Origin of the sequence: Nioella nitratireducens (genome assembly GCF_001879715.1) — a bacterium.
Lineage (GTDB): Bacteria > Pseudomonadota > Alphaproteobacteria > Rhodobacterales > Rhodobacteraceae > Nioella > Nioella nitratireducens.
Genome location: NZ_MNBW01000001.1, coordinates 220,338 through 233,589, shown reverse-complemented (window position 1 = coordinate 233,589; position 13,252 = coordinate 220,338). Strand labels below are relative to the sequence as shown.

The following is a 13,252-nucleotide window of genomic DNA, read 5'->3' as shown; positions in this document are numbered from 1 at the left end:
CGTGGCAGCCATGAGGAATGCGCCAGATTGAGAACGTGATCAGCGACCGGGGGTCGAAATATGCCGTTTCGGGTGGGCCTGTCGGTCGCCGGGAAGATGTGGACGAGTTCCTCAAATCACTGAAAAAGAAGAAAAAATACGCGAAGGCCACGCATAACAGTTGGGCCGTTCTGTTGCCTGACGGGCCGCTCAAATCCGACGACGGAGAAAGCGGTGCGGGCAATATCATCCTCAAGATGTTGGAGGGCGCGGACCTGCAATCGCATCTGATTGTGGTTACACGGTGGTATGGCGGCAAGCATCTGGGGGGCGACCGCTTTCGCCACGTGGCCGAGGCCTGCCGCGTCTATCTGGGTGAAAAATAGGGGGGCGCCGGGCGTGCACCCCCCGTACACCCCCTGTACACCCCCCATACAGACAAAACGGCGATCAGAGCTTGGAATGCGTTCCGTCGCAGAGCGGCGATTTGGCGGTATTCTTGCAGCCGCAGAAAAAGACCTTGCCGGTTTTTTCGGCGGTGTATTTCACCGGGCTGAACGCGGTGTCCTTGTGCGAGCCATCGCAGAATGGTTGCCGCTTGCTTTGACCACAGGCGCACCAGAAGTAGTTTCGGCCCTCCTCGACCTCGACCGGGAAGGGGGATTTCTGGGCGATGACGGGGGCGTCGGACATGGTGGCTCTCCTGTGGTGATTTGGCTTTGGATCAGACCTAGCACGCCGGGCGCGGGCCACAAGGGTGGCAGAGCAGACGGTGGCGGGCAGGATCGCCACCCGGCGCAAGGGGCAGGATCGCTATCCGGTGTTGAACAAGAGGCGGACGCCGCCCCTTGCGGTGATTGCCGACGACTGATGATCTATTCCGCCGCCATGGCCCGCGGAACATCGGGGGCATCCCCGAACGGGGCCCATGTCAGGTTTCCGCGATAGCGCCATGCCAGTGTGCCGTCATCGGACATGGCGATCAGGTGCAGCCAGCCATTGTCGAACAAGGCCCGCACCGCCGGGTGGCGGTCGAGGATACCCGACAGGGCGTCACGCGGGGCTTCGACAATCACCGACAGGCGCAGGGGATCGTGCTGGAACTGGTTGCCATCGTGAACCGACTGCCATGGCAGGCCCGGACACGGGGCACCGTTGTTGCCCTCCAGAACGCCGATGCCGCCGACCACGTTGTGCAACAGCTTGTTGCCGCCCCCGAACAGGGTCGGCGCGACGGTCGAGCCGTAATATTGCAGGCTGATCCAGCTGGCGACCACCACCGGGGCGGTCAGGATCAGTTCCAGCACGCCGAACCCGTCATCGCGGCGCCAGTCGTAGTTGTGCAGGAAAGCCTGCCCGGCGAGGTCGGTGCCATCGGTCCGGTGCCGGGGCGCGGCGACGAAGGCCCGGCATCCGGCCAGCCCCCATTCGGGGCGTGTCTCGGCCCAGTTCCTTGCCCGCTGCGGGATCGTCCGCGCCCTGGCTGCGCGTGGCAGACGTGCGGCCCGCTCGGCACGGGCAAGGCCCCCGGCTGCTGTCAGCCAGTCTTTCAGGTGCGCGAGGCCGGGCACCGGCTGGTCGCCCGGCAGGTCCTGGTCGTAAAGCGTGACACGATCCGTGGTGGTGTAGTGCATGGCGGGCAGAAAAACGGTGTCGGATGGGATCTCGATCCCGTGGTCCCGCAGCCCGCGCCGCAGGTCAGGGTCATTCAACAGACCGGCCAGAAGCCGTGCGTTGACGTCGCCCGCGTGACCGCCGCAGGCGCCACAGTGCAAGGCGCTTTCATGCGGATTGTTGACAACCTCGGCACCGTGACCGGCCAGCAGCACGATCGGGGCGAAATTGTCGGTCAAGGACATGGCCGTCAGCACCGACCGGGCCATGCCGATACGCGTTTCCAACGGGATTGCCGGGTCCAGCACCGGGGCCGGGTCCGTCTTGGGCCGTGTGCCAAGGCCGAAGGCATCCCGCAGCAGCTTCCCGGCATAGACCGGCCCCATCGCCTCGACGAAGGCGAAAGAGGAGACGGCGGCCAATTTGAACCGGCCCCAGGCCCGCTTGGCCCGCGCGGTGTAGCGGCGATTGAGATCGGCCTTTTGCGGTTCGGCTGCCTGCGATGTCACGCCGGGGCGCAACAGAACCGGGCCGCGCAGATCGGCCACATCCGAGCCGGCGGGCTTGTGCGCACTGGCCAACCCGAAGAACCCGGCGAAGCCGATGGTCTCGATCTTGCTGTCCTGTGCCTCCAGCGCCCGACGGAACACCTCGGAGCGCACGTCGATACAGAATGCCGCCTGCACATGGGGGCGTTCCCCGGTCTTGGGCGGCGGGGCAGAGGGCAGTTTGTCGGCAAGCTTGCGCTGTTCGGCATGTTCCGCCGCGATTTGCAGGACCGCGTCGATGACATCGTCCCGCGACGCGGTGACCGGGGTCTGGTGGGCTGCGACAACCCCCGTCCAACGCGCAGCGATCTGGTCTTCGTACAGGTCGAAGAGCGCCTCTTCGAACACCATGCGGATTGCCAGAAGCTCGGTCACGGTGTTGTCCTGTGTGCCGTCCAGTTCCGCTTGCCAAAGGAGGTGCCGCGCGTATTGGGCCCATCCGCCAAGCGTCATCAGCCAGCGGTGGAACACGGTCGTTTCTGTTCCGGTGGTCAGGCCGAGCCGGGCGGTTGCGCGGCCCATGGCCCGCCAGTGCGACCGGTCGGTTTCGGCGACGAAGGTGCAGAAATTCGTCAGGCCCATGATCTGGGGCGTCAGGTCGCGCGATGCGAAATCCCGCCATGCGGAAAACGCGCCGCCGGTTCTGGCCTGCTGCCAGAGGGCCTGACCCTCGTCGAAATGGCCAGCGGCCCAAACCCCGATGCGGTCTTCGATCAGGCCCGGCCAGTCGATGCCGGAGACCTCGGCCGCCAGGTCTGCCACGGTGGGCAGGGCCTTGGGGGCGGGCGCATCCTTGTCCAATGCCGCAGTGATGTCCGCAAGGCCCAGGTTGTGGGAAGGGTCCGCGATGGCCGACAGGGCCTGGCGCAGGTCGGTCTCGATGACGTCGCCTGCGGCCAGCTTCGCGGCCCAATGCGCCCGCGAGAGGGTGATCCGGACGCCGCCGACGCGCGCCAGGCGCGCCGATGTGATGGGCAAGGGCTCTCCGGTCTGGCCCAAAAAGGGGTTCACCGCGACATTGGCGGATAGCGGGAACAGCGGCGGGATCGCCTTGGCGGCTGCATTCGCCTCGGCCACAAGGTCGAGCAGGGCGGCGGTGGAGGTTTCGAGCTTGGCATACATGGGGGCGTTCCTTTCAGGCGTCAGACCGCTGGGACCAGCCGTCAAGCAGCTTGTCGAAGAGGGCATTTGCATAGAGGCCGTTGGTGAGATGAACCCGCAGACCCGCCGAAGCCGGGTGCGTGGCCCACAAGGGGAATGTCGCCTGCGCAACCGCGACAAGGCCGAAGCTGGCAAGCGCCAGAAGGATGAGCGCCCATTCCAGCGGCCCCGGACCTGGGGTTGGGGGCAGGCTGCCGGCGGTCAGGGCCTGTGCCGTGAGTTGCAGGGCGAAATAGCTGACCGACGCCAGCAGGGCGTAAATGACGGTGCGCTGCGTCAGCATTCGCGGTGCCGCGTCGGCAAAGCCCTGCGCCAGCAGGTAGGCGACGCCGAAGATCAGGATCACACCCAGGGCGATGGCCTGCACCGATTTGTCCTCGAACCCCAGCACAGCGCCGACGAGACCATAGATCAGGATGGCGATGGTGAAGGATTGCAGGACGTTGCGCGCGCTTGGCACCGCGATCGGGCCGGGGCGGCGGATCGCGGCGACATTGCGCACGGCCTCGCCCGAACTGAGGAAGGCATGCGCCTTGTACAGGGAATGGGCCACGATATGCAGCAAGGCCAGTGGGAACAGCGCCAGACCGCATTGCATGATCATGAAGGCCATTTGCGCGATGGTCGACCACGCCAGCGAGGTCTTGACCGCGGGCTGGGTCAGCATCACCAAGCCCCCGAACAGCGCGGTGAACCCGCCGAGCATGACCAGAAACGCCATCACCCCCTGCGCCAGCAGCATCACGTCCGCGAACCGGATCAAGAGAAACCCGCCCGCATTGATGACCCCGGCATGGAGCAGCGCAGAGACCGGCGTCGGGGCCTCCATCACCTCGGTCAGCCAGCCATGGACCGGGAACTGCGCCGAGGCCATCAAGGCCGCCGCCCCCAGTAGCAGCGCCGCGAGCATCGTCATCCAGCCGGGGCCTGCCGTGGACAGGATGGTCTGGATGTCGGTCGTGCCGGTTTCCGCCGCCAGCAGGATGACCGCGCCCGCGAGGCTGACTTCACTCAACCGCGCGACAAGCGCCTTCTTGCGGGCCGCGCGTTGCGCCGTGGCTCGTTCGGGATAGAACAGCAGCAGCCGGTTTAGGGACAGGCTGGTGATCGTCCAGGCCACGAAGAGCTGGACGAGGTTGCCCGACATCACCAGCAGCAGGACCGCAGCCAGCGTTGCGCACATCCAGCCGGTGAAGGCGCCTTGCCGGGCCTCTCCGTCCATGTAGGTCCTGGAATAGCGCAGCACGACCCAGCCGATGAAGCTGACCAGCACCATCATCACCGCACTGACCGCGTCGAGCCGCACCGACAGGCCAATGCCGATCAGCCCGACCATGCCGGATGTTCCGGGGCCTTTGACGGTCAGCAGCAGCGTTGCGGCGACGGCCGCCAACAGGCCGCCAAACGCCGCTGCCTCGGCCAGTCCCGGCACGATGCCGGGGCGCTTGCCCGGCCGTCGGACGGCAAAAAGTGCCGCAAGCAGCAGCAAAAGCGGGATGAGAAACGGAAGGTGTAGATAGGCCATGATCGGGTTCCTGTGGTTTTCGGGACTGAAGACCGTCGCGGTCCCGCTGTAAGGCAGAAGCAGGCAGCAAAAAAATTCATTGTTTTTAAGTTTTGGTTCGATTTATTAGAACGTCATGCCGCTGAACTATCATCACCTTCGCTATTTCTGGGCCGTCGCGCATGACGGAAACCTGACGCGCACGGCGCAACGGCTGAACCTGTCGCAATCGGCCCTGTCGGTTCAGATCAAGCAATTGGAAGAGCGTCTGGGGCATCGGCTGTTTGAACGGCGCGGGCGGCAGCTCCACCTGACCGAGGCGGGGCGCATCGCGCTGGACCATGCGGATGCGATCTTTTCGACCGGGCAGGAACTGGTCGCGACGCTCACCGGCACGGTGCAAAGCCGCAAAGCCCTGCGCGTGGGGGCGTTGGCAACCCTGTCACGCAACTTCCAGATCGGGTTTCTGAGACCGATCCTTGCGCGCACGGATGTCGAGGTGATCCTGCGGTCGGGCAGTGCCGCCGAATTGCTGGAAGGCTTGGCCACGCTCAATCTTGATCTGGTGCTGATGAACCGGACACCGCCCGACGACAGCCTGACCCCCTATGAAACGCACCAGATCGGCGAGCAGGAGGTCAGCATCGTCGGCACCCCGGAACGGTTGGACCCCGACCGCCCGATCCGCGCGCTTTTGCGCGAACAGGCGTTTATCCTGCCCACGACGGACAACAGCCTGCGCACCGCCTTCGACGCCATGGCCAGCCGCCTGTCCGTAAGCCCCCAAATCGCGGCCGAGGTCGATGACATGGCGATGATGCGCCTGCTGGCGCGGGAAGATATCGGTTTGGCCCTTGTGGCGCCCATCGTCGTGAAGGACGAGCTGATGTCGGGGCGGCTCAAGGAAGCCAAGGAGCATCCGAGGATCAAGGAAACCTTTTACGCCGTCACGCACCGCCGCCGCTTCCCGAACCCGTTGGTTCAGGATCTTCTGGACCGAAGCACCGGGTCGCCGTCGTTGCTGTAACGGAAGAAGTGGCGATCCCGCGAGGACTCGAACCCCGAACCTGCTGATTACATAACTTTTCGGAGCCACTGGGTACAAAACCGCGAATGGACGCCAAATACGCCTCGATCAAGACGGATACCCTACAGGGACGGGCCAGCCGGACATTGCCAAGGCTTCAGGCCGCTTCCCTTGATGTAACGGACTTGGTGCGATAGCCGCCGAGCATCAGTAGCGCGGTTGAGCGTATGTCTGGCTGGTCCATGTGGTTTCGCGGCAATAGTTCAAAAGCATCGTGTAGCTGCGATGGAATCCGTCGGGGTCAAACGTCAACTGCACATTGCCCCAGTTGCGGGATGACCAACCGTCTGGAGCGGTGACGGTCTGGGGGCAATCGCCGGCGCCGCCGTTGGTACTGTCAATCCAATACCCGCTGTATGTCCCGGAATTCTGACTATACTGCCCGCCGAGCCCATCAATGTAGATTTGAAAGTCAACACCCACCGAGAAGACCGCGGTCGAGCCGACGTCAGTAAGATAGGTGATCTGACCAAGACTGGAATTCCAGACCTCGTCGGCAAGGGCAATTGTCGGCATGACCGCCAAGCAGAGTGCGGCAAAATAGGCTTTCATCACTGTATCCTTGATTTATTTCGCTGGTCCAAAGACTCATCGAAAAATGCCGACACGCCCCAAATGGCCTGCCGTTCGACTGTAATAGTGAGCGAGCTTTGTCCGGTTTTGTCGCAAGATCAAGTGGTTTGGCGATGCAACAATGCCGCTAAATGATGGTTTTGGCGATCCCGCGAGGACTCGAACCCCGAACCTGCTGATTAGAAGTCAGCTGCTCTATCCAGTTGAGCTACGGGACCGCTGCCCCCTAGATGCGCGAGCTTCGGGCCGAAGGCAAGAGTGATCCGGGGCCGAGATCGGGTGGGTCGTGAGGGTGGAGTGCGGGCCGTTGGCAAAGGCGCCACAGGGGCCGGTTTTCGTGAATCCGGAAGGGCATGGAGCGCGGGAAGCAGCGCGGTCGGCGACCGGCCCGGTTTCAAGACTGAGGCCGCGGGCGCGGGCATCGTCCAGCGCGACGCGCCAGCCCGGCACCGGGTTTCAGTGGGTCCAGACCTGTCGGCGGTCGGTGGCGAAGTTCTCGCCATAGCCGCGCGCGCGGACGTTGGCCTTGCGCTTGTGGGTGCGCAGCACGACCGCGTCGATACCATGTTCCCGGGCGTAGTCCTGCGCGGCCTCGCAGCTTTCGAACCGCAGCCTGACCTGGCTCGACATGTCGCCCGATCCGGTCCAGCCCATCAACGGATCGACTTCGCGTCGTTCGGTCGGGGCAAATTCCAGAATCCAGGTCTTGGTCTTACCCATGCCGGACTGCATGGCGTTGCGAGAGGGCTGATAGATTCGTGCGCGCATCAGGGCAACTCCTTCGGGGTTACGTGTGTCTTATCGTGAAAGCGGGGGCGGGATGCAACGGTCATTCTGGTCGCGCTTGGGCACCATCCGCGCGAGACCGGGTAAAGCAGGTTGCCGACCGACCCCGTGGAGCGAGGGTGGGGTGGGTGGTGCGGGGCCAGCCGACAACCGTTTTGCTGCTTGCCTGGGCACCCTAGGGGCAGGTGGCCCGACCCAGCAAGGGAATACTCCCGCAGAATTCTTGCAAATTCGTTTAAAGATTGAGCGGTCGGGTGCGGGTCCGGGGCCGATGGCTGACAGGCTACTGACAAAACCCTGTCAGCAGGGATGTGCTAGACCGGCGCCGCGCGTTGGCCCGCGCGGCGTGTTTTTTCCGCGGCCCCCTTGCAGCGGAACAAAATGCGATCATTCTTAGGGGCAACCGAAGGACCAAGACATGCCCTATTCTTCCACGGACCGGCGCGAGATTGCCGACACCATCGAGACGCGCGACAAGCTGGAAGGCGGCAAGCGCTTCGAGATGCACACCACCTTTCAGCCCGCTGGCGACCAGCCTACGGCGATCGCGGAACTGGCCGGCGGGATCACCGAGGGCGAGCGCAATCAGGTGCTGCTTGGCGTGACGGGCAGCGGCAAGACCTTTACCATGGCCAAGATCATCGAGGAAACACAGCGCCCGGCCATCATTCTTGCCCCCAACAAAACGCTGGCCGCGCAGCTTTATGGAGAGTTCAAGGGCTTCTTTCCCGACAACGCCGTGGAATATTTCGTCAGCTACTACGATTACTACCAGCCCGAGGCCTATGTGCCGCGCTCGGACACCTACATAGAAAAAGAAAGCCAGATCAACGAACAGATCGACCGGATGCGCCACTCGGCCACCCGCGCGCTGCTGGAACGCGATGACGTGATCATCGTGGCGTCCGTGTCCTGCATCTATGGTATCGGCAGCCCGGAAACCTACACCGCGATGACGCAGGATATCGAGGTCGGGAAAGAGTATGATCAGCGCGCCGTCATGGCAGATCTCATCGCGCAGCAATACAAACGGAACGATCAGGCGTTCCAGCGGGGCACCTTTCGTGTGCGCGGCGACAGCCTTGAAATCTGGCCCTCGCATCTGGAGGATCGCGGCTGGCGGCTGTCCTTTTTCGGTGAGGAGCTGGAGGCGGTCACCGAGTTCGACACGCTGACAGGCGCCAAGACCGACACGCTGGAAAAGGTGCGGGTCTATGCCAACAGCCACTACGTGACGCCCACGCCGACGATGAAACAGGCGATCAAGGGCATTAAGGCAGAGCTGACCCTGCGGCTGAAACAGATGGAGGACGAGGGCAAACTGCTGGAAGCGCAGCGGCTGGAACAGCGCACGCGGTTCGATCTGGAAATGCTGGAGGCCACGGGCGTCTGCAACGGGATCGAAAATTATTCGCGCTACCTGACGGGGCGCGCGCCGGGCGAGCCGCCGCCGACGCTGTTCGAATACATCCCCGACAACGCCATTGTCTTTGCCGATGAATCCCACGTGTCCGTGCCACAGATCGGCGGCATGTATCGCGGCGACTACCGGCGCAAGTTCACGCTGGCCGAACACGGGTTTCGCCTGCCGTCCTGCATGGACAACCGCCCCCTCAAGTTCGAGGAATGGGACGCGATGCGCCCGCAATCCGTCTTCGTGTCCGCAACCCCGGCCGCGTGGGAGCTGGAGCAGACCGGCGGCGTCTTCACCGAACAGGTGATCCGACCCACGGGGCTGCTGGACCCCGAGGTCGAAATTCGCCCCGTCACGACGCAGGTCGATGACGTTATGGACGAAATCCGCAAGGTTACCGCTGCAGGCTTCCGCACGCTCGTCACCACGCTGACCAAACGCATGGCCGAGGATCTGACCGAATACCTGCACGAGCAGGGCATAAAAGTCCGCTACATGCATTCCGATATCGACACGATCGAGCGGATCGAGATCCTGCGCGACCTGCGTTTGGGGGCGTTTGACGTGCTGGTGGGGATCAACCTGCTGCGCGAGGGGCTGGATATTCCCGAATGCGGGCTGGTGGCCATTCTGGATGCGGACAAGGAGGGCTTTTTGCGGTCCGAGACCTCGCTGGTCCAGACCATCGGGCGGGCGGCGCGGAACGTGGAAGGCCGCGTCATCATGTATGCCGACCGCATCACGGGCAGCATGGATCGCGCCATCGGCGAAACCAACCGCCGCCGCGAAAAACAGATCGCCTATAACGAGGAACACGGGATCACCCCGGCCACGGTCAAGCGCAATGTCGACGACATTCTGGCGGGTCTTTACCAAGGCGATGTCGATATGGCCCGTGTCACCGCCCAGATCGACAAGCCCATGCACGGTGCGAATCTGGAAGCGCATCTGGACGGACTGCGCGAGCAGATGCGGAAGGCGGCGGAAAACCTCGAATTCGAGGAAGCCGCGCGCTTGCGGGACGAGGTCAAACGGCTGGAAACGGTGGATCTTGTGGTGTCCGACGACCCATTGGCGCGTCAATCGGCGGTGGACGCAGCCGTCGAGGGGGCCGCGAAGGCAAGCGGGCGGTCAACGGCGGGCCGGCCGGGGCAGAGAGGTGGCAAGAGGCGGAGGGGGTGATGTTTCTTCAAATAGTGAAGCAAGCCGTAGGGTGGGCAGTTTTGCCCACCACGCTGCCCAGCCCATTGCCTCAGAGGTGGGCAAACTGCCCACCCTACGGGCGCCCTTGTTCCGCGCCGGGGCGCCGTTCACCCACACCAACCCCCGCCGCTGCTTTCACCGCGTCCGCCACATGCGCCAACTGGCCCGCCAGCGGCGTCGTCTTGCGCCAGATCATGCCGATGGTGCGTTTGGGGCGGGGGGCGTCGAAGCGGGCGAGCGCGACCGAGGCCGAGCGGGTCTCGACCGGGACCGCCATCTCGGGGATCAGGGTCACGCCAATCCCGGCGCTGACCATTTGCACCAGCGTTGTCAGCGAACTGCCGTCCAGCAGCTCGCGCGGCAGGGTCGAATTGATGGCGCAAAAAGACAGTGCCTGATCGCGGAAACAGTGGCCTTCTTCCAGCAGAAGCAGTCGCATTTCCCGCAGCGCCTCGCGGTTGGGCACCGGTTTGCCCTCGTCCGTCTTGGGGCGCACCAGCACGAACTCTTCGGAAAACAACGCCACCTCGGTAAAAGCTGGCTCCGAGATCGGCAGCGCCACGATGGCGGTGTCCAGCCGACCCTCCTCCAACTCGTGGATCAGTTTCGGCGTCACCGTCTCGCGCACGCGGATGTCGAGGCCCGCGTGGTCACGGGTCAGCCGCCCGATGATCGCAGGCAGCAGATAGGGGGCGATGGTGGGGATCACGCCGATGCGCAGCCGACCTGCCAGCCGATCCTGTGACGCGCGGGCCATGTCCCCCAGTTCGTCGACCGAGCGAAGGATGGCCCGCACCCGCCCCGAGACTTCCTCGCCGAAGCCGGTCAGCCGCACCTGCCGGGCGCTGCGTTCGAACAGGGGGGTGCCGAGGGATTCCTCCAGTTCCTTGATCTGCACGGACAGCGCCGGTTGAGAGATCGCGCAGGCCTCTGCCGCGCGGCCGAAATGCCCGTGGCGTGACAGGGCGTCGAAATAGCGAAGCTGGCGAAGGGTGATGTCTCTCATAACTTCAAGTTATCAGTCCAATCAGTAAATGCAACTTTGTCCAATACACATGCTATGTTAGAACGATTCCAGTATTGATGGGGGGAGAGCCGTCGCGGGACCGCGTGCACCGAGGCACACCGGTCCCTTGCCCGCGCTGTTTCCCCGTTTCGCCAACGCGACCACTGCAAGGATTGGAGACGGAAATGGACGGAAATGACGTGACGAGCACCGGCAAATGCCCGGTGATGCATGGCGGGATGACCGAGACCGGGACGACGGTCATGGACTGGTGGCCCAAGTCGCTGAATCTGGACATTCTGCACCAGCATGACACCAAGACAAACCCTTTGGGCGCGGATTTCAGCTACCGTGACGCGCTCAAGGATCTGGATGTCGAGGCGCTCAAGGCCGACGTCAAGGCGCTGATGACCGACAGCCAGGATTGGTGGCCTGCGGATTATGGCCATTACGGCGGGCTTATGATCCGTCTCGCATGGCACTCGGCCGGGTCCTATCGGCTTGCGGATGGGCGCGGTGGTGGCGGTGCGGGCAATATCCGCTTTGCCCCCCTCAATAGCTGGCCCGACAATGGCAACCTCGACAAGGCGCGCCGCCTGTTGTGGCCGATCAAGAAGAAATACGGCAACAAGATTTCATGGGCCGACCTGATCCTGCTGGCTGGCACGATGGCCTATGAGTCCATGGGGCTGAAAACCTTCGGCTTCTCTTTCGGGCGCGAGGATATCTGGCACCCCGAGAAGGACACCTATTGGGGCGCCGAACGCGAATGGCTGGCGCCGTCCGACACCCGCTATGCCGACGTGGGCAAGCCCGACACGATGGAAAACCCGCTCGCTGCCGTGCAGATGGGCCTGATCTACGTGAACCCCGAGGGCGTGAATGGTCAGCCCGACCCGGCCAAGACCGCCGGTCAGGTGCGGGAGACCTTTGCCCGCATGGCCATGGACGACGAGGAAACCGCGGCGCTGACCTGCGGCGGCCACACCGTCGGCAAGGCGCATGGCAATGGCGACGCCGATGCACTCGGGGCCGAGCCGGAAGCGGCAGAGCTTGAGACGCAGGGCCTTGGTTGGCTCAACCCCAACATGGGCGGCAAGGCGGCCAATGCCGTGACCTCGGGGATCGAGGGCGCGTGGACCACCAACCCGACGCAGTGGGACATGGGCTATTTCAAGCTGCTGTTCGGCTATGAATGGGAACTGACCAAGTCGCCCGCCGGGGCCAACCAGTGGCGTCCCGTCGACATCAAGGAAGAGGACATGCCGGTCGATCCGACCGACTCTTCCAAGCGTGTCATGCCGATGATGACCGATGCCGACATGGCGATGAAGGTGGACCCGGCCTACAACGCCATCTGCCAGAAGTTCATGGCAGATCAGGCCTATTTCGACGATTGCTTCGCCCGTGCATGGTTCAAGCTGACCCACCGCGACCTCGGACCGCGCAGCCGCTACATCGGCCCGGACGCGCCGCAGGAAGACCTGATCTGGCAAGACCCGATCCCTGCGAGCAACAGCGATTACGACGTGGCGGCGGTCAAGGCCGATATCGCGGCGTCGGGCCTGTCCGTGGCCGACATGGTGGCGACCGCGTGGGACAGCGCCCGCACTTTCCGCCAGTCGGACATGCGTGGCGGGGCCAACGGTGCCCGCATCCGGCTTGCCCCCCAGAAGGATTGGGCGGGGAACGAGCCGGAGCGCCTGGCAAATGTTCTGTCGGTGCTGGAACCGATTGCCGCCCAGCATGGCGCGTCGGTTGCGGATGTGATCGTTCTGGCCGGCAATGTCGGGGTCGAGCAGGCCGCCAAGGCTGTGGGCTTCGAGGTCGAGGTGCCGTTCACCAAGGGCCGTGGCGATGCCACCGAGGACCAGACCGACGCCGACAGCTTCAGCGTGCTGGAGCCGCTGGCCGACGGGTTCCGAAACTGGCTGAAGACCGACTATGTGGTTACGCCCGAAGAGATGATGCTCGACCGGACCCAGTTGATGGGCCTGACAGCACCGGAAATGGTGGCGCTGACGGGCGGTATGCGGGTCATGGGCACCAACCATGGTGGCACCGGGCACGGTGTCTTTACCGACCGGGAAGGGGCGCTGACGACCGACTTCTTCGTCAACCTCACCGACATGGCCTACACATGGAAGCCGACCGGCGAGAACCTCTATGACATCGTCGATCGCGCCTCTGGCGAGACCAAGTGGACGGCAACCCGCGTGGACCTCGTGTTCGGGTCGAACTCGATCCTGCGCGCCTATGCCGAGGTCTATGCCCAGGACGATAGCCAAGCCAAGTTCGTGCAGGATTTCGTGGCCGCATGGACCAAGGTCATGAACGCGGATCGCTTCGATCTGGCATGACCTGACCCAAGCCTGAC

10 protein-coding genes and 1 tRNA gene are annotated in these 13,252 nt (G+C 63.9%); 4 read left to right on the top strand and 7 right to left on the bottom strand.

Annotated elements, in window-relative coordinates; all coding sequences use genetic code 11:
- Window positions 1-17: 17 nt before the first annotated feature.
- Window positions 18-365, top strand: a complete 348-nt coding sequence (locus BKY27_RS01080; protein WP_071672567.1) for a YigZ family protein — start codon at window positions 18-20, stop codon at window positions 363-365.
- Between the two features lie 64 nt (window positions 366-429).
- Here BKY27_RS01080 and BKY27_RS01075 read toward each other — a convergent pair whose 3' ends face one another.
- The 3 genes from BKY27_RS01075 to BKY27_RS01065 all read right to left on the bottom strand — a co-directional run bounded on the left by BKY27_RS01075 (window position 430) and on the right by BKY27_RS01065 (window position 4,827).
- Window positions 430-672, bottom strand: coding sequence for a CDGSH iron-sulfur domain-containing protein (locus tag BKY27_RS01075; protein ID WP_071672566.1), 243 nt, complete (start codon window positions 670-672; stop codon window positions 430-432).
- A 182-nt stretch (window positions 673-854) separates the two neighbouring features.
- Window positions 855-3,263, bottom strand: coding sequence for a YbcC family protein (locus BKY27_RS01070; protein ID WP_071672565.1), 2,409 nt, complete (start codon window positions 3,261-3,263; stop codon window positions 855-857).
- Window positions 3,264-3,276: 13 nt separating this feature from the next.
- Window positions 3,277-4,827, bottom strand: a complete 1,551-nt coding sequence (locus BKY27_RS01065; protein WP_071672564.1) for a proton-conducting transporter transmembrane domain-containing protein — start codon at window positions 4,825-4,827, stop codon at window positions 3,277-3,279.
- 115 nt (window positions 4,828-4,942) lie between these two features.
- Here BKY27_RS01065 and BKY27_RS01060 point away from each other — a divergent pair, with 115 nt between their 5' ends.
- Window positions 4,943-5,833, top strand: coding sequence for a LysR family transcriptional regulator (locus BKY27_RS01060; protein WP_071672563.1), 891 nt, complete (start codon window positions 4,943-4,945; stop codon window positions 5,831-5,833).
- 207 nt (window positions 5,834-6,040) lie between these two features.
- On the opposite strand, the gene BKY27_RS01055 is transcribed toward BKY27_RS01060, so the two are convergent.
- The 3 genes from BKY27_RS01055 to BKY27_RS01045 all read right to left on the bottom strand — a co-directional run bounded on the left by BKY27_RS01055 (window position 6,041) and on the right by BKY27_RS01045 (window position 7,234).
- Window positions 6,041-6,445 carry a hypothetical protein gene (locus BKY27_RS01055; protein WP_071672562.1) on the bottom strand — a complete coding sequence of 135 codons (405 nt, stop codon included), beginning with the start codon at window positions 6,443-6,445 and terminating at the stop codon, window positions 6,041-6,043.
- A 162-nt stretch (window positions 6,446-6,607) separates the two neighbouring features.
- A tRNA-Arg gene (locus tag BKY27_RS01050) sits at window positions 6,608-6,684 on the bottom strand.
- Between the two features lie 238 nt (window positions 6,685-6,922).
- Window positions 6,923-7,234: an ETC complex I subunit gene (locus BKY27_RS01045; RefSeq protein ID WP_071672561.1), complete on the bottom strand. Its 312-nt coding sequence runs from the start codon at window positions 7,232-7,234 to the stop codon at window positions 6,923-6,925.
- 436 nt (window positions 7,235-7,670) lie between these two features.
- Between BKY27_RS01045 and uvrB the strand changes: the two genes are divergently transcribed.
- A complete protein-coding gene (uvrB, locus tag BKY27_RS01040; RefSeq protein ID WP_071672560.1) occupies window positions 7,671-9,848 on the top strand; it encodes an excinuclease ABC subunit UvrB in 2,178 nt (725 codons plus the stop codon).
- Between the two features lie 94 nt (window positions 9,849-9,942).
- Here the strand turns inward: uvrB and BKY27_RS01035 are convergent, their stop codons facing one another.
- Window positions 9,943-10,875, bottom strand: a complete 933-nt coding sequence (locus tag BKY27_RS01035; protein WP_071672559.1) for a LysR substrate-binding domain-containing protein — start codon at window positions 10,873-10,875, stop codon at window positions 9,943-9,945.
- Window positions 10,876-11,060: 185 nt separating this feature from the next.
- Between BKY27_RS01035 and katG the strand changes: the two genes are divergently transcribed.
- On the top strand, window positions 11,061-13,235 hold the full coding sequence (gene katG, locus BKY27_RS01030) for a catalase/peroxidase HPI (RefSeq protein WP_071672558.1): 2,175 nt from the start codon (window positions 11,061-11,063) through the stop codon (window positions 13,233-13,235).
- Window positions 13,236-13,252: the final 17 nt, after the last annotated feature.

Excerpts from the sequence above, each read along its gene's own strand:
- BKY27_RS01080 (WP_071672567.1), top strand. The coding sequence starts at position 18 with ATGCGCCAGATTGAGAACGTGATCAGCGACCGGGGGTCGAAATATGCC.
- BKY27_RS01075 (WP_071672566.1), bottom strand. The coding sequence starts at position 672 with ATGTCCGACGCCCCCGTCATCGCCCAGAAATCCCCCTTCCCGGTCGAG.
- BKY27_RS01070 (WP_071672565.1), bottom strand. The coding sequence starts at position 3,263 with ATGTATGCCAAGCTCGAAACCTCCACCGCCGCCCTGCTCGACCTTGTG.
- BKY27_RS01065 (WP_071672564.1), bottom strand. The coding sequence starts at position 4,827 with ATGGCCTATCTACACCTTCCGTTTCTCATCCCGCTTTTGCTGCTGCTT.
- BKY27_RS01060 (WP_071672563.1), top strand. The coding sequence starts at position 4,943 with ATGCCGCTGAACTATCATCACCTTCGCTATTTCTGGGCCGTCGCGCAT.
- BKY27_RS01055 (WP_071672562.1), bottom strand. The coding sequence starts at position 6,445 with ATGAAAGCCTATTTTGCCGCACTCTGCTTGGCGGTCATGCCGACAATT.
- BKY27_RS01045 (WP_071672561.1), bottom strand. The coding sequence starts at position 7,234 with ATGCGCGCACGAATCTATCAGCCCTCTCGCAACGCCATGCAGTCCGGC.
- uvrB (WP_071672560.1), top strand. The coding sequence starts at position 7,671 with ATGCCCTATTCTTCCACGGACCGGCGCGAGATTGCCGACACCATCGAG.
- BKY27_RS01035 (WP_071672559.1), bottom strand. The coding sequence starts at position 10,875 with ATGAGAGACATCACCCTTCGCCAGCTTCGCTATTTCGACGCCCTGTCA.
- katG (WP_071672558.1), top strand. The coding sequence starts at position 11,061 with ATGGACGGAAATGACGTGACGAGCACCGGCAAATGCCCGGTGATGCAT.